The sequence below is a fragment of the Variovorax sp. MSC1_012 genome, assembly GCF_023667525.1.
GTDB lineage: Bacteria > Pseudomonadota > Gammaproteobacteria > Burkholderiales > Burkholderiaceae_C > Variovorax > Variovorax beijingensis_B.
In genome coordinates, this window is sequence record NZ_CM174443.1 from 1,010,829 (window position 1) to 1,033,006 (window position 22,178).

Sequence of the window (22,178 nt, forward strand, 5' to 3'; positions counted from 1 at the left end):
GGTTCATCTTCTACGCGGGATGGTTCGGACTTTAACCACCGATACTCGAGCCCTCATGATCTCAGTCCATCTCCACGGCCAGCGCTTTCAGGTGCGGGCTGCCGCGGTCATTCTTCATGCGGGCCACGCGCTGCTTCACCGGGCGCCGGGCGACGACTACTGGGCCTTGCCGGGCGGCAGGGTCGAAGTCGGCGAAGAGGCCTCGGCCACGATCGTGCGGGAGATGCGGGAGGAGCTTGGCGAAGAAGTCGAATGCGGCCGGCTTCTTCATGTGGCCGAGAATTTCTTCGACCTTGCGGGCCGGCGGAACCACGAGATCGGGTTCTATTTTCTCGTCTCGCTGCCCGAGGATTCGCCGCACCTCGACAAGGCGCGAAGCTACCGGGGAATCGAGAGCCACCTGGATCTGGAATTCCGCTGGTTTCCCATCACGGAGCTGACCGCCGTCAACCTGCGTCCGACCTTCCTTCCAGCTTCGCTCGCGGCCGATCCGCTGGTCTTCTCGCACGCGGTCCAGCGTGAATACCCATGAGCGGCGAGCGCTACCTGTTCAATGTGTTCGGCCGGATCGTGGCCATCGAAAGGGTCGAAGACCGCTGGATCAGCTACTTGAAGGGGGCGGATGGGAAGCGCTGCAAGATCCAGTTGGCAATTCCATCCGACCTCAGCCGCGGCGAGCTTTCGCAGTATCTCTACGACATCTATCACGAGCAGGCGACGCCGACCAACGGCGATGTCTTCGAGATCTTCCAATGACAAACAACCATCGATTGCACAAGTCCCGCCGCGAGGCGCTGCCCTCGGGCGTGTGCGTGGCCGGCCTCTACCGTGGCGCCTTCCTGGCCGACGCCTTTGCCATCGACCTGCCGCCGGGCGCCACCCGCGACGTGATGGCGCTTACGCGCTTCGCGTTCGAGCGTCCCGCTCCCTGGGTCAACGCGCTGTTGGCGCTGCGCGACCGCTTGGTCGGCGGCTTCGGCCTCAAGACGGCCAGTGCGCTGCGTGCCGGCACGCCGGGCGATGTGCCGCGCGTGGGCTTCTTTCGCATTTACGAAACGCATGCGGACGAGGTGGTGCTTGGCGAGGACGACCGGCACCTGGATTTCCGCGTCTCGGTGATGCGCTCCGTGGCGGGGGATTCGCTCACTGCCGTCACGGTGGTGCACTGCCACAACCTCTTCGGCCGCAACTACATCCGGCTGATCGCGCCGTTCCATCGGCTGGTGGTGCGTTCTGCGCTCGAACGCGCGGCGCGCTCGGGGTGGCCCGCGGAAGCGGCGGTCTGAATCCAGCGGAACGCCTGGTTACCGCCTGGAACGTTTGCTTGAACTTTCCCTCCCGGTAGCAGCTGTGGAGCGGCGAGGCCAAGGGGAGCTGCCGGTGTAGACTGCCAGGTTTTTCGTTCTGGCGGGTATGGCGCAAGTTTCACAGCGCACAGTTTTCAACGGCTCGGCGCTTGTTCGCTTGCTTTCTCGGCTGACCGACATCGACGTGCGCGAACCCCGGCAGGCCACCGCGGACCGATTGAGCCAATGGTTCGGCTGGACCGACGCCATCTCGCTGTCGGCCGCGCTGGACGGCGCCGTGGCGGCGGCAGCGCCTTCGCGCGCGCGGGCTTCCGCGAGCGCCGAAGAGCGCGAATGCGTCCGTGCGCGAGCCGCGTTGGCAAAGGCCGTGGCCGAAGACGGCGCTGTAGCTTCGGCGGCAGCCGTCGACTTCACGCCGTTTCGCCGCCGCCATCTCACGCTGCAACAGGCCATGGAGGCGGGCATCGGCCCGTTGCGCGGCCGTTTGCGGGCGCTGCTGGCGGCCAGGTCGCCGGCCATGGCCCGGCTTGCGGCGGTGGACGTGGTGATGGAGCAGGTTCTGGCGGCGCGCGAACACAGCCTGCTCGCGGCCGTGCCCGTGCTGCTCGAAAAGCATTTCACGCGCCTGCGCCAGGCCAGCCCGGAGACGACGGGTGAACCCGAGGGCGAGGCAGAGGCCGGCGAGTGGCTGCATGTGTTCCGCAAGGACATGAAGAACGTGCTGCTCGCCGAACTCGATTTCCGATTCCAACCGATCGAAGGGCTGCTCGAAGCCCTTCGCATGAGGCAACCAGAGTGCCATGAATAGATTTCTTCACTACGCTGTTTTTGCCGCGGGCCTGGCCGTCGTCTGCTGGGTCGGGGCCGGATACATCGGCTCGTACACGCTGGCGCTTGCCGTCACGATGCTGGTCGGCGCGTTCTACCTGATGGGGGCGCTGGAACTGCACCGCTTTCAGCAGGCCACCTCCACCTTGTCACGTGCCGTGGCAGATCTTTCCGACCCGCCCGCGAGCCTGGGCGGCTGGCTCGACCGGCTGCATCCCACGCTGCGCAACGCCGTGCGCCTTCGCATCGAGGGCGAGCGCGTGGGCCTGCCGGGCCCGGCGCTCACGCCCTACCTGGCCGGACTGCTGGTGCTGCTGGGCATGCTGGGCACCTTCCTCGGCATGGTGGTCACGCTGAACGGCACCGGCATGGCGCTGGAAAGCGCGACGGACCTGCCGGCCATCCGCGCCTCGCTGTCGGCGCCCGTGAAGGGCCTGGGGCTGGCATTCGGCACCTCGGTGGCTGGCGTGGCCGCCTCCGCGATGCTGGGGCTGGCCTCGGCGCTGTGCCGGCGAGAGCGGCTGCAGGCCGGGCAGATGCTCGACAGCAAGATCGCCACCACGCTGCGCGCCTACTCGCTGGCCCATCAGCGCGAGGCCTCGTTCCAGCTGCTCGAGCAGCAGGCCCACCAGATGCCGCGGCTGGTCGACCAGCTGCAGGCCATGATGGCGGCGATGGAGCGGCAGAGCCAGGCCCTGAACGAGCGCCTTGCCGCCGGCCAGGCGCAGTTCCACACCAAGGCCGAGGCGGTGTATGCCGGGCTGGCTTCCTCGGTCGACCAGTCGCTCAAGCAGAGCCTGAGCGAAAGCGCGCGCATCGCCGGCGCGACGATCCAGCCGGTGGTCGAGGCGACCATGGCGGGCATCGCGCGCGAGACGGCCTCGCTGCACGACACCGTCGCGCGCACCGTGCAGCAGCAGCTCGATGGCCTCTCGAGCCGCTTCGAGGCCGCCACCGCCAGCGTGGCGGGCACCTGGCAGGCAGCGCTCGCCGAGCACCAGCGCACCTCCGAGGCGCTGTCGAGCGACCTGCGCGCTTCGCATGACCGCTTTGCCGAAACCTTCGAGCAGCGCTCGGCCTCGCTGGTGGAGGGCGTCTCGGCCCGCCTCGAAAGCACGGCGGCCGGCGTGTCCGACACCTGGGGCAGCGCGCTCGCGCAGCACCAGCGCGTCAGCGAAAAGCTGTCGCAGGAGGCGCAGCAGTCGCTCGCGGCGGCGGCGGCCGGCTTCGAGCAGCACGCGGCATCGCTGCTGCGCACCGTGGAGCAGGCGCACGCCACGCTGCAGGCCGACATCGCGGCGCGCGACGAGCAGCGCCTGTCGGCCTGGACGCAGGCGCTGGCCACGGTGTCCACGTCGCTGCAGCAGGAGTGGCATCAGGCGGGCGCGCACACGGCAAGCCAGCAGCAGCAGCTCTTCGATGCGCTCGCGCAGACCGCGCGCGACATGTCCACCCAGGCCGAAGCTCATGCGAAGAACACGGTCGGCGAGATCGCGCGGCTGCTGCAGGCCGCGTCGGAAGCGCCTCGGGTGGCCGCCGAAGTGGTGGCCGAGCTGCGCCAGAAGCTGTCCGACAGCATGGCGCGCGACAACGCGATGCTGGAAGAACGCAGCCGCATCATGGAAACGCTGGGAACCCTGCTCGATGCCGTGAACCACGCCTCCACCGAGCAGCGCTCGGCGGTCGATGCGCTGGTCGGTGCATCGGCGGACGTGCTGGACCGCGTGGGCAGCCGCTTCACCGACAAGGTCGACGAGGAAACCGGCAAGATGGCCGCGATCGCCGCGCAGATCGCCGGCAGTGCCGTCGAAGTGGCAAGCCTTGGCGAGGCCTTCGGCTTTGCCGTGCAGCTGTTCAGCGAATCGAACGACAAGCTGGTGGCCCATCTGCAGCGCGTCGAGGGTGCGCTCGGCAAGTCCATTGCGCGCAGCGACGAGCAGCTGGCCTACTACGTGGCGCAGGCGAGGGAAGTCATCGACCTGAGCATCATGTCGCAGAAGCAGATCGTCGAAGACCTGCAGCAGATCGCGGGCCGGCAGGCCGCCGTGGGCAGCGAAGCGTGATGCGCGACGATCTCGACGCCGGCCTGGAGCCGAGCGTGCCGGTGTGGGCGGTCTTCGGCGACCTGATGTCGGGGCTGGTCGGCGCCTTCGTGCTGATTCTCGTGGGCGCGCTCGGCATGCAACTGGACCTGGCGGCCAGGCTGCAGGCCGAAGTGCAGCAGCGCCAGGCCGAGACGCAGCGGCGCGAGGCGCTCGAACAGGCACTGGCCGGGCCGCTCGCGGCGGGCCGCGTCACGCTGAACAACGGGCGCATAGGCATCAGCGGCAGCGTGCTGTTCGCCTTCAACTCGGCCGAGCTGCAGCCCGAAGGCCGGCAGGTGCTCAAGAGCCTGGCCACGCCCGTGGCCACCTACCTGCGCGCGCGCGACGAGGTGCTGATGGTGAGCGGCTTCACCGACGACCGGCAGATGCGCCAGTCGAAGGACGGCAACCGGCCCTTCGCCGACAACTGGGAGCTCTCGGCCCAGCGCGCATTGACCGTGACGCGGGCCTTGATCGAAGAGGGCGTTCCATCGTCCTCGGTGTTTGCCGCGGCCTTCGGCTCCGAGCAGGCGGTGGCATCCAATGCCGATGCCGAAGGGCGCGCGAAGAACCGCCGCGTCGAGATGGCGCCCACGCCGCGGCAGGCTGGCGCCGGCACCAAGTCCCGTGAGTAGCAGCGGCATCGATCCCGCCGCAGTGCTCGACGCCTGGCGCGCGCAGGGCGGGCATCGCCGGGATCCCGTGCGCTTTCGCTTCATCGAGGCGCTCGCGAGGCGGGCGGCAGCCCATGAGGGCGATGCGCGGCGCATTCTCGACGAGCGGCTGGCCGCGCTGCTCGCGGCCTATCGCGAGAAGCTTGAAGAGGCCCAGTGCGTTGAGAGTGCTGCGGCCATTGCGGACACCAGCACGAAACACGCAGCCCGTCTTCCCCGCGGCCCGCTCGCGGAGCTTGTCGAGCACATGGCGCGGCAGGTGCCGCTGCAAGGCGATGACGACGCCGCACCCACCACCCCCGAGCTCAAGACGCTGCGCTACTTCAGGAGCACCTGGTCGCGGCTCAGCGCCGACCGGCGGCTGACGCAGTCGCTGGCCAAGGTGCCGGAGAACGCGGGCCCGCTCAACTCGCACCACCTGGTGCACCGGTCCCTCATGCTGATGCACGAGCTGTCGCCCGAATACCTCAACCGGTTCATGTCGTACGTCGACACCTTGCTGTGGGTCGATCAGCTGAACGCCAGCACCGGCCCGGCGGCTGCCGCGAACGCGCCGCGCGCCGAAGGCCAGAAGAAAACAACGCGCGGCAAGCCGGGCTGAACTGCGGCTCCTGCTTCGCAGCGGCTAGCGAAGCCCGTGCGCCCGGATCACGGCCTTGAGCCGCCGCACCTCGTGCTGCAGATCGAGGATCAGCGCCGCGGCATCGAGGCCCACGCCAAAGTCGCGCTCCAGGCGGCGCGCCTCGAGCGCGCATTGCAGGTCGGTGCTCGAGAACCGCCAGTGCTCGGGCGGCGCCTCGGCCGTGGATATCTGCACGATGCCCACCTCGACGAGCTGCACCACCCATTCGGTATCGGCGCCGCAGGCATGGGCCAGCTCGCTGGCGGCGAGCGGCTGCGACGCACTGATCGCTGTTGTCACGGAAACGGTCGCCATGCTCACACTCCCAGATGCTGGCGTGGGTTGAACGAAGCGCAGGCCTGCGCCAGCTGCTCGTAAGCCTTGCGCGCGGCTTCGCTGTCGGCCGATGGCAGCGCGATCTCGAGCAGCAGGTAGAGGTCGCCGGGCTGCTTGCCGGCCAGGCCGCGGCCCTTGAGCCGCAGCTTGAGGCCGCTGCGCGCGTTGCGCGGCACGGTCACCTCGACCACGCCGCCGGTGGGCACCGGCACCTTGACCTGCGCGCCGAGCGCGGCTTCGGTCGGCGTGACGGGCAAGGTCATGTAGAGGTCGCGTTCCTCGATGCGATAGAGCCTGTGCGGCGCGATGCGCACCTCCAGATAGAGATCGCCCGCGGGTTCGCCGCCATGGCCAGGCATGCCCTGGCCGGCGAGCCGGATGAACTGCCCCGGATGCACGCCGGGCGGAATCTTGACGCTGAGCGTGCGCGTCTTGAAGGTGGGCCGGCCCTGCGCGTCGAGCTCCTGCGCGCGCAGCGTGATCTCGCGCTCGGCGCCGTTGAGCGCATTTTCGAGCGAGATCTCGATGGCCGCGTGATGGTCTTCGCCGCGTGCGCGGTAGTTGCGCCTTGCCGCGCCGCGGCGTTCGGCCTCGCCGAACAGCGATGAAAAGAATTCGCTGAATTCGGCATGGTCGGCCGGGCCGTGGTTCGGCCCACGGTGAAACTCGAAGCCGGCGTCCCAGCCCGGCGGCGGCTGGAAGTCGCCCTCGGGACGGCCGCCGCGCGCCACGCGGTCGGCCAGCGCGTCGTAGGCGGCGCGCTTTTCCTTGTCGCGCAGCACGTCGTTGGCTTCGTTGATGTCGCGCATGCGCTTCTCGGCGTCGGGCTCCTTGCTGACGTCGGGGTGGTACTTGCGCGCGAGCTTGCGGTAGGCCTTGCGCACGTCGTCGTCGGACGCGTTGCGGTCGATGCCCAGGGCGCTGTAGTAGTCCTTGAATTCCATGCTTTTCGGTGGTGTAGATGCCGGACGGAACGCCTGCCGGCCGCCTCAGGCCAGGCTCGAATCGCCGTCGGCATGCCGCAGCAGCGGCGTCACGGCCCATGTGGGGCCGCTGCGCGAAAAACGCAATGGCTGCGCATTGCCGAGCAGGGCCAGGTCGATGGGCAGGCCGATCAGCGCCGCCAGCGCATAGAGCGTGCCCCCGTGCGCCACCACCAGAACCGGCGCGGGCTGCGCCAGCGCAGCGTCCAGCGCCAGCCGCTTGCGGGCCACGAACTGCGCCAGCGTTTCACCGCCCTCGGGCTCGCAGGCCCAGTCGATCTCGGCCGACGAGGTGCCGATGAGCGCACCGAAGTTGCGCTCGCGCAGGCCCGCCTGCGGCGTGGGCACGAGGCGCAGCACGGTGGCCACGGCATGCGCCGTGTCGTGCGCGCGGCGGGCGTCGCTGCAGACGATGGTGCGGATCGGCTCGCCCGCCAGCAGCTGGGCGGCGCGTGCGGCCTGCTGCAGGCCGAGCTCGCTCAGCGGCTCGTCCACGGCCTGGAAGATGCGCTGCGCATTGCGGCCGGTCTGGCCATGCCGCAGGAAGTAGAAGTGGTCGCAGGCCGGTGCCAGCGGCTGCTCGGCGGCGATGCGGACCAGCTGGTCGAGGCCAGCGGTTGCGCCATGGGGGAAGGGGGCGTGTGGCATGGGTGCGGTTCAGCCGAACTTCATGCCCTTGGGCCGGGCCTGGAGCCGGTTGATGTAGGCATCGATCTTCGGCCGGTTGGAGCGCCCGCCGAACGCACGATGCCAGATAAACATCGAGCCGATCATCACGTCGGCCGCGGTGAACCGCGCACCGAAGAGATAGGGGCCTTCACCCAGCTCGCGCTCCACCGCATCCTTGGCCTGCTCGAAGTTGGTCCAGCCACGCGCGCTGTTGTTGCTGCGCACCCCCAGCAGGCTGTCGCCCATCGCGGGTTCGAGCTGCGCCGTCGAGTAGACCATGAGCGACAGGTAGCGGCCGCGCTCGGGCGAACCTACCGGTGGCGCCAGCCTGGCCTGCGGAAACTTCTCGGCCACGTACATGCAGATGGCCGCATTCTCGAAGACGCGGGTGCGGCCGTCGACCAGCGCCGGCAGCTTGCCCGAGGGATTGATCTTCAGGTAGTCGGGCTTCTTGTGCGCCTTCTCGTGGATCAGGGTGGGCACGATTTCATAGTCCACGCCGGCTTCGTCGAGCATCCATTTCGCGACCTGCGAGCGGCTCTGTGGATCGAAATACAGCTTCATCATTTCACGGGGTTCCTAGGAGGAGTGGATGGACGATCAGAACTTGGGAATGCGCAGCGTCTTGCTGATCATCAGCGTGCCCGAGAGCGCGAAGAGCAGCGTGAGCGGATGCAGCTGCCAGGGCCCGAGCATCCAGGCGCCGCCCCACACCGCGTCGCCGATGCGGCCCTGCCAGGCGGCCCAGGCCAGCACGCCGACCAGCACCACGCTGGTCGGGATGGGCGTGCCTTCGAAGTACTTGACTTTGTCGGCGCCCGCGGAAAGCGCCTCGGCCGTGACGTTGTAGCGCGCGAGCCGGCTCACGCCGCAGCCGACGAAATAGATCAGCAGCACGCAGTCCCAGCCGCCGTCCAGGCCCGCGGCAAAGGCCAGGGCGGCCGGCGCCACGCCAAAGGAGATCACGTCGGCCAGCGAGTCGAGTTCGCGCCCCAGCGCCGAATGCGTTTGCCGCCAGCGCGCGATGCGGCCGTCGAACACGTCGAACACGAAGGCCGCGGGTGCGAGTGCGGCGGCCCAGAGGAACTGCGCGAGCGACTGGCTCGCCATGAAGGCCATCGAAAGGAACACCGCACCCACCCCGCATGCCGCGTTGCCGAGCGTGAATGCATCGGCCAGGTGAAAGCCGCGGATCATCGAGAAATGCTTGCGGACCGGTACGGGGGAAGGAGTGGTGGCCATGGGGTGCTTCGGAGTCGGCGGATGCTCCGCACCTTAACGCAAGCGCGGGCGCTTGCCTGTAGTCGCCATCCGACTCCGCAAGGGGGCCGGCCGCGCCGGATGGGACGGCCCGGCCTTTCGCCCGCTCAGGCCGGAAGCCGCTCGTCGTAGGCCTTTTCGAGCGCCGCGTGGTTGGTCCAGAACCCCCGAGGCTTGCGGCTGTGCAGCACGTCGTCGAGTACGTCGAGGTGGGCGTGCCAGCCGCTGGAGACGCTGAGGGTTTCCTTGCGATCCGGCAGGCGCCGGTGCGTGAGCACGAGGTGGGTGGCATCGCCCTCTTGCGTGAACTCGAAGCTGACCTGCGAGGCGGTGGCGCTTTCGCTGCCCCAGCTGATGGTCAGGCGCTTGAGGGGTTCGAACTCGACGATCCGCGATTTCTGGAGGATGGGGCTGCGGCAGGCGCTGAAGCGTTCGGGGGCCACTTCGCCGGAAAGCCGGGTGTGGTCGAAGCGCAGCTCGAACACGCTGCCGGGCTCCTCGGCCATGGTGCCGCCGGCCAGCCAGGCGGCGCGCTTGCCGGGGTCGACGAAATAGGCCCACACGCGCTCGATAGGGGCGGGCAGGGTGCGCTCCATGCGCAGGGTGCCGGGTTCGATCAGGGTTCCGAGGTGGCTCTTGGCCATGGCTTGCTCCTTGAAAAAAAGGGACTTCACTTGCCGCGGGATGCTTCGCGCCGCAGTTCCTTCTCCAGCGCGTCCAGATGGTTGCTCCAGAAGCCTTCGTAGTAGCGCAGCCATGCGTTGGCCGATGCGAGCGCTGCCGGCTCCAGCCGGCAGACGTGCGCGCGGCCCTGCACCGTGCGGGAAACCAGCCCGGCACGCTCCAGCGCCTTGACGTGCTTCGACGCGCCCGCGAACGACATGCGAAACGGTGCGCCGAGCTCGCCCACGCTGCATTCGCCCTGGGCCAGCAGCTGCAGCATCGTGCGGCGGGTGCTGTCGGCCAGGGCATGGAACACGGCATCGAGCCGCTCGTCGTCTAGTTCAACCATGAGGTTGAATATAGTCGTGCCGCGAAAATTACTCAACCGATAAGTTGAATGATTTTTCCGGTTACACCCGATACAGGCGAGACGCGGCTGCGCCGCCCGGCGCTGGAGCCTGCGCGATGGCGCTCCTACGATTCGCTCCGTTCCATCCACTCGCAGACAAAAGACCCATGAAATCCTCCGCCAATCGCCGCACCTTCCTGCTTGCCGCGTCCGCCTTGCCCCTGGCCGGCGCCTGCACCGCATGGTCCGCCAAGGGGCCGCAGGCCGCCACGCTTTCAAGTGCCGAAGCGCAGCTCGCGGCCCTCGAACGCTCCGTGGGCGGGCGGCTCGGCGTGGTGGCCTTCGACACCACCACCGGCGCGCGCGTGCAGCACCGCGCCGCCGAGCGCTTCCCGATGTGCAGCACCTTCAAGATGATGGCGTCCGCCGCCATCCTGGATCGCAGCACCCGGGAATCCGGCCTGCTGGAGCGGCGCGTGAGCTACGCGAGGAGCGACATTCTTTCCCACTCGCCCATCACCGGGAAGCACCTGGGGCAGGGCATGACGGTCTCCGCGCTGTGCGCCGCCACCATCCAGTACAGCGACAACGCCGCGGCCAACCTGCTGGTGAAGATTCTCGGCGGCCCGTCCGCGGTGACCGCGTTCGCGCGCTCCATCGGCGACCCGGTCTTCAGGCTCGATCGCTGGGAGACCGAGCTCAACAGCGCCATTCCGGGCGATCCGCGCGACACCACCTCGCCCGAGGCCATGGCCGTGAGCCTGCAGCGGCTGGTGCTGGGCGACGGGCTGGCTGCGGCGCAGCGCAGCCAGCTCGAGGCCTGGCTGCTGGGCAACACCACGGGCGCCACGCGCATTCGCGCGGGCGTGCCGGCCGACTGGAAGGTGGGCGACAAGACCGGCGCCGGCTCCTACGGCACGGTGAACGACATTGCCGTGCTGTGGCCGCCGGCCGGCGCGCCGCTGGTGATGGCGGTCTACCTGACCTTCCCCAAGCCCGATGCGCCGGGCCGCAACGACGTCATCGCATCGGCGGCGCGCATCGCGGCGGATGCGCTGCGGGGCTGAGTCGCCCCGCGTTCGCTTGGGCTCACTCTTCGCTCGTCCACTCCACCTGCGCGCCCAGGCTGCGCAGGTTCTCGGCGAAGCGCGGGTGGGCGCGGCGGATCGGCGCGGCGTTGCGGATTTCGGAGCGGCCTTCGATGCTCGCCGCCACCATGAAGAGCGCGATCGCCACGCGGATGATGTAGGGGCTCTCGACAACGGCCGGCGTCAGCGGGCTGCCGCCGAAGCTGATGAGCCGGTGCGGGTCCGAGGAGAAGACGTGCGCGCCGAACTTCGACAGCTCGCCGGTCCATCCCAGCGCGCCGTCGTAGACCTTGTTCCAGAACATCGCATTGCCCTGGGCGCGCACGCCCAGCGCAATGAAGATCGGAAGCAGGTCGACTGGAAAGTACGGCCAGGGCGCCGCTTCCACCTTGGTGAGCACGTTGCTGGTGAAAGGCGTCTGCACCTTGAGCGGCCCGTTGCTGCTGGCGCGCGACCAGCCGTCTGCGTGCGTGACCGTGACGCCGAACTTGTCGAAGGTGCGGTCGATCAGCGGAAAGTTCTCGGGCGCGCTGTTGCGCACGACCACGTCGCCGCCTGTGATGGCACCCAGCGCGAGAAAAGTGGTGATCTCGTGGAAGTCCTCGTCGAAGCGGAATTCCCCGCCGCCCAGCGCGCCGCCGCCGTGCACCGTGAGCCGCGAGGTGCCGATGCCCTCGATGCGCACGCCGAGCATGGCCATGAAGCGGCAGAACTCCTGCACATGCGGCTCGGAGGCGGCATTGGTGAGCGTGGAGCTGCCCTTGGCCGCAGCCGCGCACAGCACGAAGTTCTCGGTGGTGGTGACGGAGGCGTAGTCGAGCCAATGCTGCGCCGGCACGAGCGGCCCGGCGCAGCGCACCAGCAGCGAGCCGCTGGCGCGCTCCACCTCGCCGCCGAAGCGCCGGAACACATCGACGTGCGGATCGATCTCGCGCACGCCCAGCGTGCAGCCCTTGACGTTGTCTTCGAGCCGCGCAATGCCGAAGCGCGCGAGCAGCGGCGGCACCAGCATGATCGACGATCGCATTTCCTCGGGCAGCCGGTCGCGCGCGGCATCGAAGACCGTGTCGCGGTGGTGCAGCTCCAGCGTGCCGGTGGCGTGGTCCATGCGCGCCTCGCTGCCCAGGCTGCGGAAGATGTCGAGGATCTTGCGCACGTCGGTGATGTCGGGCACGCCGTGCAGGCGCAGCGGCTCGCGCGTGAGCAGCGTGGCGCACAGCACGGGCAGCACGGCGTTCTTGTTGGCGGAAGGAATGATGCGGCCACGAAGCGGCGTGCCGCCGTGCACGATGAGGCTGGACATGAAGGAGCGCGGCCGGTTTATCCGTTCAGCTGCTCGGCCACTTCGCGCCGGCCGAGGCCCCGCACGGCGGCCAGGCCTTCGAGCTGGGCCTTGCGCGGCCTGGCCTTGCCTTGCTCCCACTTGTAGATGGTCTGGCCGGTGACGCCCACCAGCTTGCCGTAGGCGGCCGCCGAGAGGCCGAGCTTGACGCGGTGCGCGGCCAGCCGGCTCGCGCTGAATCGCCGGTGCGGGCCCGACTCGGCAGCTTCGTCGGCATCGCCCGCGGGAGCGGCGCGCGCCACGGTCCTGGTGGCGCGGCGCAGTTCCTTCTCCAGCTTTTCGACCTGCCGGCGCAATGCGGCGATCGAGGCGCGGTGGAGCGTGGAGGCTTTTCTGAGCGTTTCGATCTCCGCGCGAACTTCCTTGCGGGCGACACGGGAAATCTCGGATTTCAGGATGGAGGCGATATTTGGCATGGGGCGCATTGTGCACATCCCACGACGCGAAACTCCGCGAGAGGTGGTAACAGGCGCTTACAGCGGATCAGAGCACGAACCAGCCCACGGCCACGAAGTGGCTCGCGGTGCCCGCGAGCACGAACAGGTGCCAGGTGCCATGCGCATGCCGGAAGCCCCGCCGGTTTCGATAGAACACCGTGCCCACGGTGTAGAGCACGCCGCCGGCCAGCAGCCACGCAAGCCCGCCGCTGTCGAGCCGCGCGGCCAGCGGCACCGCGGCCAGCACGCCGAGCCAGCCCATGGCGATGTAGAGCGCCAGCGGCGGCTTCGAGGCCTCGCTGCTTGCCTGCAGCAGCTCGCGCCCGATGCCGAAGAAGGCCGCGCCCCACACGGCGGCCATCAGCAGCCAGCCCCAGAGCCCGTGCAGCGTGACCAGCGCGAACGGCGTGTAGGTGCCCGCGATCAGCAGGTAGATGGCGCAGTGGTCCACGCGCTCCCAGAAGCGCTTGCGCGGCCCCCGGGTGCTGTGGAACAAAGTGGACGCCGCATACAGCACCACCGCCGAAAGCGAGAACACCAGCGCACCGGCAATCCGCGCGGCGTCGCCGGTGGGCAGGGTCTTAGCAAGCAGCAGCGCGGTGCCCGCGAGTGCGAGCAACAGGCCCAGCAGATGGCTGTATCCGTTGAGCCGTTCGCCGGGGTACATCGCGTGGAATGGTGTGCAGTCTGAGGGGAGGGGCGGAAGGGCCTGCGGATGCTAGGTGCGCCGCATGACCGAGCGGTGACCACCGCGCCGGCGCCTATGCGGCCGCGCTGCCGAAGCGCTCCGCATAGAGCTGCGCGATCCAGTCGATGAACACCCGCACGCGCGGCGAGAGCTGGCGGTGGTGCGGGTACAGCACCGAATAGACCATCGGCGGGCAGGGCGTGTGCTGCAGGATCTCGACCAGCGAGCCCTCGCGCAACTGGCTTTCCACGCTGAAGCGCGGCACCTGGATGATGCCGCAGCCCTGCTCGGCGCAGCTCTTGTAGAGATCGGCGTTGTTGACGCTGATCCAGTCCTTCAGCATGTAGGTCTCGAGCTTGCCGTCCACCATGAACTCGTACGGAAACACCTCGGGCCGCGAGGCCGAGAAGAAGTTGACCGCCAGGTGCCGGGCCAGGTCGGACGGCCGCGTGGGCGTGCCGTACGCGGCCAGGTAGCCCGGGCTCGCGCAGGTCACTTGCGGCAGCAGCGCCAGGCGGCGCGTGACCAGCGACGAATCCTTGGGCTCGCCCGCGCGCACCACGCAGTCGACGCCTTCGCGCACCAGGTCCACCAGCCGGTCGCCGCTGCCCACGACCAGCTCGATGTGCGGATAGCGCTCATGGAACTCCTGGATGCGCGGCAGCACGATCGCCTGGGCGGGCGCGCCGTGGATGTCGATGCGCAGGCGCCCGCGCGGATTGACCGCCAGCTCCGCCAGCGAAGACTCGGCGTCCTCGAGCTCGCGCAGCAGATGGCGGCAGCGCTCGTAGAAGGCCTGGCCGTCGACGGTTGTGCGCACCTGGCGCGTCGTGCGCTCCAGCAGCCTCACGTGCAGCCTGGCCTCCAGTTCCTTGATGGCATGCGTGGCCGTGGCGCGCGGAATGTCGAGTGCGGCCGCGGCCTGGGTGAAGCTGCCCAGATCGACGATGCGGGTGAACAGTTGCATGGCGTCGAAGCGGTCCATGGGTCTTCTCGATTGTTGAGCCTCATTGAATTGTATTGGCGAGATTTGCGTATTTATTCGCACGGGGAGAACAGAGAGACTTTCTCTCGCGCCATCTTCGAAGGCGCTTCCCGCAACCCCTTCGACCCAGGAGCGATCCCCATGCAACTGATCTTTCCACGGCTGCGCAGCCTCTATGACCGGCTGGAGCCGCTGAGCCATGCGCTGCTGCGCATCGCGTTCGGCCTGATGCTCATGACCCACGGCATCCCCAAGCTGCTGGGCCGCAGCCACGGCAGCATGGCCGATCCGATGGCCGGTTCGGTCAACCTGATCGCCAACGTGCTGCACCTGCCCGCCGCACCGCTGATCGGCTGGTTCATCGCGCTGCTCGAAGGCGTTGGCGGGCTGATGCTGGCACTGGGTTTCCTGACCCGCATCGTCGCGCCGATGGTGGTGGTGCAGATGCTGGTCATCAGCTACCTGCTGGCACCGACCTTCCCCTGGATCGACCGCGGCTACGAATACCCGCTGATGCTGGTCTTCGTCGCGCTGTGCATCGCGGCGCGCGGCAGCGGCCCTGCGTCGGTCGATGCGCGCCTCGGCCGCGAGTTCTGAAGAAGCAAGAAAAAAGGAAAGCCCCATGAGCCACCCACCCCTGCAGAGCGCGACAGGCGCGTTGCCTGCTCTCAACCGCCGCATGTTCATGATGACCACGGCGGCCGGTGCGGGCGCCGCGGCTTCGGCCGGCGCAAGCGCGGCCGCGGAAGCCGGCAGCGCGGCACCCAGCCCCGGCACGGGCTCCCAGGAGACCCGCGTCACCATCAACGGCAGGCTCCACGAACTGAAGCTGGAGCCGCGCGCCTCGCTGCTCGACGTGCTGCGCGAACAGCTCGGCCTGACCGGCGCCAAGAAGGGCTGCGACCACGGCCAGTGCGGTGCCTGCACGGTACACGTGGACGGCCGCCGCGTGGCCTCGTGCCTCACGCTGGCGGTGAAGACCGACGGCTGCGCCGTGACCACCATCGAGGGCATCGAGTCGCCCGACGGCACGCTGCATCCGATGCAGCAGGCTTTTGTCGACCATGACGCGCTGCAGTGCGGCTATTGCACGCCCGGCCAGATCATGGCGGCCATTGCCTGCGTGCGCGAAGGCCATGCCACCAGCGACGCGCAGATCCGCGAATACATGAGCGGCAACATCTGCCGATGCGGCGCGTACGCCGGCATCCTCGAAGCGATCCGCGAGGCCGCGCCGCATGTGCGTCGCATGGAGGGCAGCCGCCATGCATGACTTCGCCTACCTGCGTCCGCGCAGCACCGGCGAAGCCGTGCAGCTGCTCGCACAGAACCAGCCCGGCGCGCGCTACTTCGCGGGCGGCACCACGCTGTTCGACCTGATGAAGCTCGGCGTGGAAGCGCCGGCCACGGTGATCGACATCACCCGCATCGAAGGCCTGCGCGACGTCGACACCGGGAGCCGCGGCGAGCTGCGCATCGGCGCGCTCGCGGCCATGAGCGACGTGGCGGACAACGCCGTGGTGCAGCGCGAATTCCCGGCCCTGTCGGAGTCGCTCTGGAAGGCCGCCTCGCAGCAGCTGCGCAACATGGCAACGGTGGGCGGCAACCTGCTGCAGCGCACGCGCTGCGCCTATTTTCGCGGTGGACCCGAATTCGCCTGCAACAAGCGCGTGCCCGGCAGCGGCTGCTCGGCGGTGGGCGGCCAGAACCGCGGCCATGCGGTGCTTGGCGGCAGCGATGCCTGCGTGGCCGTCTATCCCGGCGACTGGGCTGTTGCATTGGTGGCCTTCGATGCGCTGGTCGACACCGTCAGCCCGCGCGGCGAGCGCACGCTGCCGGTGCGCGAACTGCACCGCGCACCGGGCGCCACGCCGCACCTGGAAACGGTGCTCGCGGCCGACGAGCTGATCGTGCGCATTCGCGTGCCGCGCGGGGCGATCGGGCGGGGCTCCACGTACCACAAGATCCGCGACCGCGAGTCCTACGCCTTTGCGCTCGCCTCGGCGGCTGTGGCCCTGGAGCTCAGGAGCAACCGCGTGGCCGACGCGCGCATTGCACTCGGCGGCGTGGCAACGCATCCGTGGCGCGCGGCCGAGGCCGAGCGCAGCCTGGTCGGCCAGCCGTTCACGCGCGCGGCCGCACGGCGCGCCGCCGAGCTTGCCTTCGAGGGCGCGAAGCCGCTCGAGCACAACGCGTTCAAGGTGGCGCTCGGCATCGAAACGGTGACCGATGCGCTGATGCTGGCCAGGGAAAGGAGCTGAAGATGGCAACGAGCCTCAAGACAGTGATGGCGAAGCGCGCGCCTCGCGCGGGTGCCGAGCGCGTCGATGCGCGCGACAAGGTGCGCGGCGCCACGCGCTATGCGGCGGACGATGCGCGCGCCGGGTTGCTGCATGCCGCGCTGGTGCCGTCGCGCATTGCACGCGGCAGCGTCACCGCCATCGACACCGCGGCGGCGCAGCGTGTGCGCGGCGTTCGCACGGTGTTCACGCACGAGAACATCGGCAGCTTCGACACCGGCGGCTTCCTGATGGGCGGCGGCTTCGGCTTCCAGAGCTTCTATCCGCTGCGCTCGCCGCAGGTCGCCTACCGCGGCCAGACCGTGGCCATGGTGGTGGCCGACACGCCCGAGGCAGCGCGCGAGGCCGCGGCGCTGGTGGTCGTGACCTACGCCGCCATTCCTTTCGTGGCGACCATCGATGCACCCGACGCCCAGCCGCAGGCGCAATCGGCCCTGCTGCCGCAGCCCGTGTTCGCCGACCGCCGCGCGGGCGATGCCGAGGCCGCGCTACAGGGCGCGGCCTTCACGGTGGACGCGGCCTACGAGTTGCCGATCCAGCACCAGAACCCGATGGAAATCATCGCGACCGTGGCCGAGTGGAGCGCCGACGGCGTGCTCACCATCCACGAGCCGACCCAGAATGCCGAAAGCGTGCGCCACGGCCTGGCGAAGCAGCTCGGCATCGAGCCGGTCAGGGTGCGCGTGCTGTCGCCCACGGTGGGCGGCGGTTTCGGCCAGAAGAATTCGCTGCAGTCGCATACCGCGCTGGTGGCGATGGCGGCGCGTGCGCTGGGCCGGCCGGTCAAGCTCGTGCTGTCGCGCAGCCAGCTGTTCCACAACGCGAGCTTCAGGCCGGCAAGCCGCCATCGCGTGCGCCTGGGCGCCGACCGCGGCGGCAAGCTGGTCGCCGCCATCCACGAGATCGACCAGCAGACCTCGCGCCACGACCTGTTTCCATCGAGCGGCACCGAGATCACTTCGCGGCTCTACGGCATCGGCAATTTCCTCGGCCGCGAGCGGCTCGTGCGCACCGACGTGCAGACGCCCGGCTACATGCGCGCGCCGTTCGAGCATCCGGCCGCCTTCGCCTTCGAAAGCGCGGTGGACGAGATGGCCTACGCGCTCGGCCGCGATCCGGTTGCGTTCCGGCTGGGGAACGACGCGGCGGTCGATCCGCTCAGCGGCAAGCCCTTTTCGTCGCGCCATCTGGCCGAGTGCCTTGCCAAGGGAAGCAGCGCGTTCGGCTGGGCGCGCCGCACGATGGCGCCGCGCTCGATGCGCGCGCCCGACGGCAGCTTCATCGGATGGGGCGTGGCGGCCGGTGCCTACAAGGCGGCCATTGCACCGGCCGTGGCCAAGGTGCGCCTCGACGCGAACGGTACGGTGCGGGTGGCGGTCGGCGGCCACGAGATGGGGCAGGGCATTCGCACCGCCATTGCATTGACGGTGGCGCGCGTGCTCGGCGCGCCGGTGGCCGCGGTGGAGATCCTGGTCGGCGACACCGCCGCCGCGCCGCAGCACCTGACCGCCGGTTCCTGGGGCACGGCCACCGCCTTGCCGCCGGTGCAGGAAGCCGCGCAGCGGCTCATGGAGGACCTGCGGCAGAACGCGGGCGCGCAAGGCGATGCGAACGGCGCCACGGCCGTGGCGCTGCTGCGTGCCTCGGGCCGTCCCTTTGCCGAGGCCGAGAGCCGGATGCGCGCGCCGGGCCAGCCCGAGCAGGTCTTCGGCCGGCTCACGGGCGGCCTGCCCGCCGCGGCGGGGCCGGTGTATCCGGATTTCGTCGCCTTCAGCTTCATCGCGCATTTCGTCGAGGTGCGCATCGAACCCACCACGCGGCGCATCCGCGTGCCGCGCGTGCTCAGCGTGGCCGACTGCGGCACGGTGGCCAGCCTGCGCACCGCGCGCAGCCAGGTCGAAGGCGGCGTGGTCTGGGGCATTGGCGCCGCCCTGCGCGAGGCGAGCGAGGTGGACGCGCGCTACGGCGGCTTCCTCAACGCGGACCTGGCGGAATACGTGCTGCCCGTGGCGGCGGATATCGGCCGCATCGATATCGACTTCATCGGCAAGCCGGACACGCGGCTCAACGCCATGGGCGTGAAAGGCCTGGGCGAAGTGGCCATGGTGGGCGTGGCGCCCGCCATCGTGAATGCGGTGTTCCATGCCACCGGCAAGCGCCTGCGCCGGCTGCCGCTGCGGCTGGAGGACCTGCTCGAAAGCTAGGACCGGAGGCTACCTGCCGGTGCCGAACGAGTTGACGTGCACCTCGACGATGTCCACGAATTCCGGCAGTTCGAGCAGGAATTCGGGGTCGCGCGCCAGCGGCGCCACGCGCAGCGGATCGCCGCGCTGCGCGTGCATCGCATGCATGTGCTCGATCGATTGCCAGTAGGAGACGGTCCTGAACTCGGCCGTGTCGCCGTTCAGCTTGCGAAAGTACTGCACGCCCAGGCATTCGGGCTTCTTCGCGATCTCCTGGATGCCATGCTCGAAGCTGTAGCGCAGGTATTCGTCGGCCCGCGCAATCGGCGTGCGGCCTTGCCACACACGTCCGATCAAGGGAGTGGCGAGCAGTTTGCATTCGACGGCCATGGGTGCTCCTTTTTCGATGAAGACGAAAAGACGAACGGCACCCCGCGTGCCGTCGATGTCCTCGAAAAAAGAGTGGAGCGCGAGGCAGCGCCGACGCGTAGGAATCGGTCGCCTCTGCCTGCAAGCGAAGGCAGGAGCGGCGCTCAGGGTTCGAAGGCGCCCTGCAGCGTGCGCGCGAGATCGGCCGCGAGCGCGTCGCGCTGCGGAGCGGGGCGCCAGAAGCCGCGCGTGGCCAGGCCCGCCGATCCCCATTCGGGGTGGCTGCGCGCGGGCCGCGCCGCGCGCACGGCGGCGGCCGTGGCGCGTGTCGGCGCGTCCTGCGTCGCGCTCGTTTCGGCCGCGATGCGCCCGGTGGCCGCATGTCCGCGCTGCTCCAGTGCGCGCGTGAGCTTCAGCTGCCATGCCACCAGCGCAAACAGCACGCCGTCTTCCACCGTGAGCTCGTGCACGTTGCGCAGCCGGTTCGCCAGCTTGCGCCCGAACGGGCCCCAGCTCTGCGACACCGCGCCGCCGATGGCGCCGCCCACCGCCGCGCCCGTGCCCAGCGAAATGCCGGCCACCGCCAGGTCCGCCACCACGCCCACGGCCGCGCCGATGGCAGCGCCCTTGCCGAGCCGCAGGCCCGCGTCCTTCATGGCTTCGGGGCTGAAGAAGTCCAGCGTCCAGCGGCCTTCGATGAGTGGCAGCGGCGCCTCGCCCGCATCGTCCTGGCGAAAGCCGTAGAGCGCGAGCAGGTCGTCGGTGCAGCGCTGTGCCTTGTCGAACACGTCCTTCTGCAAGGCCGCGACGAAGGCCTTGCGGCGCGCCGTATCGGCGAACTCCTCGGCCGGCACCGTACGGCGCAGCGCCGCGGCGTCGACCAGCAGTTCGGCGATGCGCGTGCAGGCCGCACGGCGGCGTTCGGCGGCTTCGGCGGCGAGCGAATCCGCCACCGCGCGCAGTTGCTCGCGCCGGTCGCGCAGCAGTGTCGACAGGTCGCCGTAGAGCTCGCGCTCGGCCCCCACGAAGGGCGCGGCGGCATCGAAGCGCACCTGCACGTGCAGGCCGTAGGCCGAGAGCAGTTCCTTCCAGTCGGGCTCGCGGCTGGCTGCATCGCGCACGAAGTTGAGCACCGGCAGCACGGGCCGCGCGCAGGAGTTGAGCAGCTCGATCTCGTCGCGGAACTTGGGCAGCACCGGCTCGCGCACATCGATCACGAGGAAGGCCGCATCGATGTCCTGCATGGTGCGCAGCACCTTGGCTTCCTGCTCGAACACGCCGTGGGCCTCGGGGCCCTGCAGGAACAGGCGGATGCGCTCGGGCGGCGTGGCCTGCGCATCATCGAGGCCGGCCAGGTGCTCGCGCAGCGCCACCGCATCCTCCAGGCCTGGCGTGTCGAAGAAGCGCACCGCGGCCTGGCCGTTCACGTCCAGATCGACCGATTCGACATGGCGCGTGGTGCCGGGCCGCTGCGACACCTCGCCGAAATTGGCGCGCCGCGTCAGCGTGCGCAGCAGCGAGGTCTTGCCCGCGTTGGTGTGGCCGACAACGGCGATGCGGATGGCTTGATGCTGCTGCGTCATGGGGTGGTGCCGAGGCCTTGCAATGCGTCTTCGAGCCGGGGCGTGGCCGCGACGCGCTGCAAGCCGGTGCCCTGCAGCCAATCGATCCAGCGCTGCGCGTTGGTGTCGGGCGTGTCCTTGGCAGCCGGTGCCAGCCAGAGTCGGCATTCGCCGCAATGGGCCAGCACCTCGCGCAGGAAGCGTTCGGTGCCGCGGTCGGGGCTCGATGCGGCGTGGCACACCAGCAGCACGGCACGCGGACGGGCCTGCGCCAGCCGGTCGAGCAGGGCGCGGCGCGCGGGGGCGCTGCCGTCGATGCGCTGCACCTGGGCCGGGGTGATGGCGGGCAGGCCCTCGGGTGGCCACGGCGTATCCGCAGGCAGCTCGAAGCCGATAACGAACAGGGTGTCGCGCAGCTCCGAAGGCGCAAGGCCCGCAGGCGCCGAGCCCGGCGCACGCCCCGGATCGACATCGACGATGGCGGGTGGCGCAAGCGCGGCGAAGCGCGCCGCGAGCTTGCGGTAGTAGGGCTCGCTCCAGTCGGGCCGCAGCGCGGCGCGGCGCCGGTGCCACACCGCCGCGCTCAGCAGCACCAGCGCCAGGCGCGGCAGCAGCCCGTACACCACGATGCAGCCGGTCAGCCACAGCGCCCAGCTGCGCTGGCCGGCGGCGCCGGGCGAAGCAGAGAGCACGGTCGCGGCATCGGGAACCGGAAAGCCGATCTGCGACGGTGCCCAGCCCAACACCTGTACGGCGTGCACGAAGAAGGCCGGATCGAGGATCGTCGTCTCCCAGCTCAGCGTGTAGCTGCGGAACGCCAGCGCGAACAGCAGCGCGGCCAGCACCACCGCGAACGAGAGCGACCAGATGCCGTGACTCACCAGCCCCAGCGCCCAGGGCAGCAGCCTGGCGCGTGCGAGCAGCCCGGTGGCCGCCCGCACCAGCACCGGCGCCTGACCGCGCTTGCCGCCGGCCACGCGCGCGGTGAGCGAAAGCCAGATCCATCCCAGCGAGCTCGTGTTGAACGCGCCCAGCGGCAGCCACAGGCCGGCCAGCCAGAGCAGCAGCGTGAGCGCGTGCAGGCCGAGCAGGCTCGCGAGCGCGACGATCACGTTGATATGCCGTTCGCCGCCGCCGACCACGTTGCCCGCGAGGCCCAGGCCGGCCACCACGATGAGCGCCACCAGCCCGAGCAGCACCCATGGCGCCCATTGGCGGGCGCGTGCCAGTTCGGATTGCAGCCCGATGCGTTCACCGAGCAGGAGCGCGCGTGCGGTGATCCGTGCCGGTGCGCCGGAGTTGCGGGAGAGGGCGGCGCGCAGGACCTCTGCATCATCGAGCGGACCTTTCTCCTCGGTCCATCGGATCGCTTCGGTGACGACCGCGTCCGGAAAGGCAGGTTCGCGCAACGCGGTGTTGGTCAACAGGGTCCCTTCGCAGCAAGTGGTG

26 protein-coding genes are annotated in these 22,178 nt (G+C 69.6%); 12 read left to right on the forward strand and 14 right to left on the reverse strand.

Annotation, left to right across the window (positions count from 1 at the left end; translation table 11 throughout):
* Nucleotides 1-55: 55 nt before the first annotated feature.
* From L1081_RS04685 to L1081_RS04715, 7 genes are all read left to right on the forward strand, one after another.
* Nucleotides 56-532, forward strand: coding sequence for an NUDIX domain-containing protein (locus L1081_RS04685; RefSeq protein ID WP_489415409.1), 477 nt, complete (start codon nucleotides 56-58; stop codon nucleotides 530-532).
* A complete protein-coding gene (locus L1081_RS04690; RefSeq protein WP_489415410.1) occupies nucleotides 529-756 on the forward strand; it encodes a DUF7661 family protein in 228 nt (75 codons plus the stop codon). Before L1081_RS04685 ends, L1081_RS04690 begins: the two co-directional genes overlap by 4 nt.
* A complete protein-coding gene (locus tag L1081_RS04695; RefSeq protein WP_489415411.1) occupies nucleotides 753-1,286 on the forward strand; it encodes a DUF2867 domain-containing protein in 534 nt (177 codons plus the stop codon). Before L1081_RS04690 ends, L1081_RS04695 begins: the two co-directional genes overlap by 4 nt.
* 127 nt (nucleotides 1,287-1,413) lie before the next feature.
* The gene (locus L1081_RS04700; protein WP_489415412.1) at nucleotides 1,414-2,115 is read left to right on the forward strand and encodes a DUF3348 family protein; all 702 of its coding nucleotides are present in this window, start codon (nucleotides 1,414-1,416) and stop codon (nucleotides 2,113-2,115) included.
* Entirely contained in the window at nucleotides 2,108-4,198 is a 2,091-nt protein-coding gene (locus L1081_RS04705; RefSeq protein ID WP_489415413.1) for a DUF802 domain-containing protein, read from the forward strand. The genes L1081_RS04700 and L1081_RS04705 overlap by 8 nt, the downstream gene beginning before the upstream one ends.
* Nucleotides 4,198-4,854: an OmpA family protein gene (locus L1081_RS04710; protein ID WP_319438467.1), complete on the forward strand. Its 657-nt coding sequence runs from the start codon at nucleotides 4,198-4,200 to the stop codon at nucleotides 4,852-4,854. Before L1081_RS04705 ends, L1081_RS04710 begins: the two co-directional genes overlap by 1 nt.
* The gene (locus L1081_RS04715) at nucleotides 4,847-5,494 is read left to right on the forward strand and encodes a DUF2894 domain-containing protein (protein ID WP_489415414.1); all 648 of its coding nucleotides are present in this window, start codon (nucleotides 4,847-4,849) and stop codon (nucleotides 5,492-5,494) included. The genes L1081_RS04710 and L1081_RS04715 overlap by 8 nt, the downstream gene beginning before the upstream one ends.
* Nucleotides 5,495-5,518: 24 nt before the next feature.
* On the opposite strand, the gene L1081_RS04720 is transcribed toward L1081_RS04715, so the two are convergent.
* The 7 genes from L1081_RS04720 to L1081_RS04750 all read right to left on the reverse strand — a co-directional run bounded on the left by L1081_RS04720 (nucleotide 5,519) and on the right by L1081_RS04750 (nucleotide 9,775).
* Entirely contained in the window at nucleotides 5,519-5,830 is a 312-nt protein-coding gene (locus L1081_RS04720; protein WP_185738289.1) for a chaperone modulator CbpM, read from the reverse strand.
* A 2-nt stretch (nucleotides 5,831-5,832) separates the two neighbouring features.
* Complete coding sequence (locus tag L1081_RS04725; RefSeq protein WP_489415415.1) at nucleotides 5,833-6,795, reverse strand: DnaJ C-terminal domain-containing protein; 963 nt, start codon at nucleotides 6,793-6,795, stop codon at nucleotides 5,833-5,835.
* A gap of 45 nt (nucleotides 6,796-6,840) precedes the next feature.
* Nucleotides 6,841-7,482: a histidine phosphatase family protein gene (locus L1081_RS04730; protein WP_489415416.1), complete on the reverse strand. Its 642-nt coding sequence runs from the start codon at nucleotides 7,480-7,482 to the stop codon at nucleotides 6,841-6,843.
* Between the two features lie 9 nt (nucleotides 7,483-7,491).
* On the reverse strand, nucleotides 7,492-8,070 hold the full coding sequence (locus L1081_RS04735; protein ID WP_489415417.1) for a glutathione S-transferase N-terminal domain-containing protein: 579 nt from the start codon (nucleotides 8,068-8,070) through the stop codon (nucleotides 7,492-7,494).
* A 33-nt stretch (nucleotides 8,071-8,103) separates the two neighbouring features.
* A complete protein-coding gene (locus L1081_RS04740; protein WP_124958198.1) occupies nucleotides 8,104-8,745 on the reverse strand; it encodes a CDP-alcohol phosphatidyltransferase family protein in 642 nt (213 codons plus the stop codon).
* A 125-nt stretch (nucleotides 8,746-8,870) separates the two neighbouring features.
* Nucleotides 8,871-9,407, reverse strand: a complete 537-nt coding sequence (locus tag L1081_RS04745) for an SRPBCC domain-containing protein (RefSeq protein WP_489415418.1) — start codon at nucleotides 9,405-9,407, stop codon at nucleotides 8,871-8,873.
* A 26-nt stretch (nucleotides 9,408-9,433) separates the two neighbouring features.
* Nucleotides 9,434-9,775, reverse strand: a complete 342-nt coding sequence (locus tag L1081_RS04750) for an ArsR/SmtB family transcription factor (protein WP_018905655.1) — start codon at nucleotides 9,773-9,775, stop codon at nucleotides 9,434-9,436.
* Between the two features lie 167 nt (nucleotides 9,776-9,942).
* On the opposite strand from L1081_RS04750, the gene bla reads away from it, so the two are divergent.
* On the forward strand, nucleotides 9,943-10,842 hold the full coding sequence (gene bla / locus L1081_RS04755; RefSeq protein ID WP_489415419.1) for a class A beta-lactamase: 900 nt from the start codon (nucleotides 9,943-9,945) through the stop codon (nucleotides 10,840-10,842).
* 22 nt (nucleotides 10,843-10,864) lie between these two features.
* Here bla and L1081_RS04760 read toward each other — a convergent pair whose 3' ends face one another.
* From L1081_RS04760 to L1081_RS04775, 4 genes are all read right to left on the reverse strand, one after another.
* The gene (locus tag L1081_RS04760) at nucleotides 10,865-12,166 is read right to left on the reverse strand and encodes a UDP-N-acetylglucosamine 1-carboxyvinyltransferase (RefSeq protein WP_319426545.1); all 1,302 of its coding nucleotides are present in this window, start codon (nucleotides 12,164-12,166) and stop codon (nucleotides 10,865-10,867) included.
* A 17-nt stretch (nucleotides 12,167-12,183) separates the two neighbouring features.
* Nucleotides 12,184-12,621 carry a helix-turn-helix domain-containing protein gene (locus L1081_RS04765; RefSeq protein WP_489415420.1) on the reverse strand — a complete coding sequence of 146 codons (438 nt, stop codon included), beginning with the start codon at nucleotides 12,619-12,621 and terminating at the stop codon, nucleotides 12,184-12,186.
* A 67-nt stretch (nucleotides 12,622-12,688) separates the two neighbouring features.
* A complete protein-coding gene (gene trhA, locus L1081_RS04770) occupies nucleotides 12,689-13,309 on the reverse strand; it encodes a PAQR family membrane homeostasis protein TrhA (RefSeq protein ID WP_489415421.1) in 621 nt (206 codons plus the stop codon).
* Between the two features lie 94 nt (nucleotides 13,310-13,403).
* On the reverse strand, nucleotides 13,404-14,315 hold the full coding sequence (locus tag L1081_RS04775) for a LysR substrate-binding domain-containing protein (protein ID WP_489415422.1): 912 nt from the start codon (nucleotides 14,313-14,315) through the stop codon (nucleotides 13,404-13,406).
* A gap of 141 nt (nucleotides 14,316-14,456) precedes the next feature.
* Here L1081_RS04775 and L1081_RS04780 point away from each other — a divergent pair, with 141 nt between their 5' ends.
* Genes L1081_RS04780 through L1081_RS04795 form a run of 4 tightly spaced genes read left to right on the forward strand, consistent with a single transcriptional unit; the run spans nucleotide 14,457 to nucleotide 18,819 of the window.
* Complete coding sequence (locus tag L1081_RS04780; RefSeq protein ID WP_489415423.1) at nucleotides 14,457-14,912, forward strand: DoxX family membrane protein; 456 nt, start codon at nucleotides 14,457-14,459, stop codon at nucleotides 14,910-14,912.
* A 25-nt stretch (nucleotides 14,913-14,937) separates the two neighbouring features.
* The gene (locus L1081_RS04785; RefSeq protein WP_489415424.1) at nucleotides 14,938-15,588 is read left to right on the forward strand and encodes a 2Fe-2S iron-sulfur cluster-binding protein; all 651 of its coding nucleotides are present in this window, start codon (nucleotides 14,938-14,940) and stop codon (nucleotides 15,586-15,588) included.
* A complete protein-coding gene (locus tag L1081_RS04790) occupies nucleotides 15,581-16,576 on the forward strand; it encodes an FAD binding domain-containing protein (RefSeq protein ID WP_489415425.1) in 996 nt (331 codons plus the stop codon). The genes L1081_RS04785 and L1081_RS04790 overlap by 8 nt, the downstream gene beginning before the upstream one ends.
* Nucleotides 16,577-16,578: 2 nt before the next feature.
* A complete protein-coding gene (locus L1081_RS04795) occupies nucleotides 16,579-18,819 on the forward strand; it encodes a molybdopterin cofactor-binding domain-containing protein (RefSeq protein ID WP_489415426.1) in 2,241 nt (746 codons plus the stop codon).
* Nucleotides 18,820-18,828: 9 nt separating this feature from the next.
* Here the strand turns inward: L1081_RS04795 and L1081_RS04800 are convergent, their stop codons facing one another.
* From L1081_RS04800 to L1081_RS04810, 3 genes are all read right to left on the reverse strand, one after another.
* A complete protein-coding gene (locus L1081_RS04800) occupies nucleotides 18,829-19,188 on the reverse strand; it encodes a hypothetical protein (RefSeq protein ID WP_489415427.1) in 360 nt (119 codons plus the stop codon).
* Nucleotides 19,189-19,331: 143 nt separating this feature from the next.
* Nucleotides 19,332-20,750, reverse strand: a complete 1,419-nt coding sequence (locus L1081_RS04805; RefSeq protein ID WP_489415428.1) for a DUF3482 domain-containing protein — start codon at nucleotides 20,748-20,750, stop codon at nucleotides 19,332-19,334.
* Nucleotides 20,747-22,153 (reverse strand): DUF2868 domain-containing protein, encoded by a 1,407-nt coding sequence (locus tag L1081_RS04810; RefSeq protein ID WP_489415429.1) that lies wholly within the window; start codon nucleotides 22,151-22,153, stop codon nucleotides 20,747-20,749. Before L1081_RS04810 ends, L1081_RS04805 begins: the two co-directional genes overlap by 4 nt.
* Nucleotides 22,154-22,178: the final 25 nt, after the last annotated feature.

What these genes read in the sequence shown, in the direction of transcription:
- L1081_RS04685 (WP_489415409.1), top strand. Translation starts at nt 56, where the DNA reads ATGATCTCAGTCCATCTCCACGGCCAGCGCTTTCAGGTGCGGGCTGCC.
- L1081_RS04690 (WP_489415410.1), top strand. Translation starts at nt 529, where the DNA reads ATGAGCGGCGAGCGCTACCTGTTCAATGTGTTCGGCCGGATCGTGGCC.
- L1081_RS04695 (WP_489415411.1), top strand. Translation starts at nt 753, where the DNA reads ATGACAAACAACCATCGATTGCACAAGTCCCGCCGCGAGGCGCTGCCC.
- L1081_RS04700 (WP_489415412.1), top strand. Translation starts at nt 1,414, where the DNA reads ATGGCGCAAGTTTCACAGCGCACAGTTTTCAACGGCTCGGCGCTTGTT.
- L1081_RS04705 (WP_489415413.1), top strand. Translation starts at nt 2,108, where the DNA reads ATGAATAGATTTCTTCACTACGCTGTTTTTGCCGCGGGCCTGGCCGTC.
- L1081_RS04710 (WP_319438467.1), top strand. Translation starts at nt 4,198, where the DNA reads ATGCGCGACGATCTCGACGCCGGCCTGGAGCCGAGCGTGCCGGTGTGG.
- L1081_RS04720 (WP_185738289.1), bottom strand. Translation starts at nt 5,830, where the DNA reads ATGGCGACCGTTTCCGTGACAACAGCGATCAGTGCGTCGCAGCCGCTC.
- L1081_RS04725 (WP_489415415.1), bottom strand. Translation starts at nt 6,795, where the DNA reads ATGGAATTCAAGGACTACTACAGCGCCCTGGGCATCGACCGCAACGCG.
- L1081_RS04730 (WP_489415416.1), bottom strand. Translation starts at nt 7,482, where the DNA reads ATGCCACACGCCCCCTTCCCCCATGGCGCAACCGCTGGCCTCGACCAG.
- L1081_RS04735 (WP_489415417.1), bottom strand. Translation starts at nt 8,070, where the DNA reads ATGATGAAGCTGTATTTCGATCCACAGAGCCGCTCGCAGGTCGCGAAA.
- L1081_RS04740 (WP_124958198.1), bottom strand. Translation starts at nt 8,745, where the DNA reads ATGGCCACCACTCCTTCCCCCGTACCGGTCCGCAAGCATTTCTCGATG.
- L1081_RS04745 (WP_489415418.1), bottom strand. Translation starts at nt 9,407, where the DNA reads ATGGCCAAGAGCCACCTCGGAACCCTGATCGAACCCGGCACCCTGCGC.
- L1081_RS04750 (WP_018905655.1), bottom strand. Translation starts at nt 9,775, where the DNA reads ATGGTTGAACTAGACGACGAGCGGCTCGATGCCGTGTTCCATGCCCTG.
- bla (WP_489415419.1), top strand. Translation starts at nt 9,943, where the DNA reads ATGAAATCCTCCGCCAATCGCCGCACCTTCCTGCTTGCCGCGTCCGCC.
- L1081_RS04760 (WP_319426545.1), bottom strand. Translation starts at nt 12,166, where the DNA reads ATGTCCAGCCTCATCGTGCACGGCGGCACGCCGCTTCGTGGCCGCATC.
- L1081_RS04765 (WP_489415420.1), bottom strand. Translation starts at nt 12,621, where the DNA reads ATGCCAAATATCGCCTCCATCCTGAAATCCGAGATTTCCCGTGTCGCC.
- trhA (WP_489415421.1), bottom strand. Translation starts at nt 13,309, where the DNA reads ATGTACCCCGGCGAACGGCTCAACGGATACAGCCATCTGCTGGGCCTG.
- L1081_RS04775 (WP_489415422.1), bottom strand. Translation starts at nt 14,315, where the DNA reads ATGGACCGCTTCGACGCCATGCAACTGTTCACCCGCATCGTCGATCTG.
- L1081_RS04780 (WP_489415423.1), top strand. Translation starts at nt 14,457, where the DNA reads ATGCAACTGATCTTTCCACGGCTGCGCAGCCTCTATGACCGGCTGGAG.
- L1081_RS04785 (WP_489415424.1), top strand. Translation starts at nt 14,938, where the DNA reads ATGAGCCACCCACCCCTGCAGAGCGCGACAGGCGCGTTGCCTGCTCTC.
- L1081_RS04790 (WP_489415425.1), top strand. Translation starts at nt 15,581, where the DNA reads ATGCATGACTTCGCCTACCTGCGTCCGCGCAGCACCGGCGAAGCCGTG.
- L1081_RS04795 (WP_489415426.1), top strand. Translation starts at nt 16,579, where the DNA reads ATGGCAACGAGCCTCAAGACAGTGATGGCGAAGCGCGCGCCTCGCGCG.
- L1081_RS04800 (WP_489415427.1), bottom strand. Translation starts at nt 19,188, where the DNA reads ATGGCCGTCGAATGCAAACTGCTCGCCACTCCCTTGATCGGACGTGTG.
- L1081_RS04805 (WP_489415428.1), bottom strand. Translation starts at nt 20,750, where the DNA reads ATGACGCAGCAGCATCAAGCCATCCGCATCGCCGTTGTCGGCCACACC.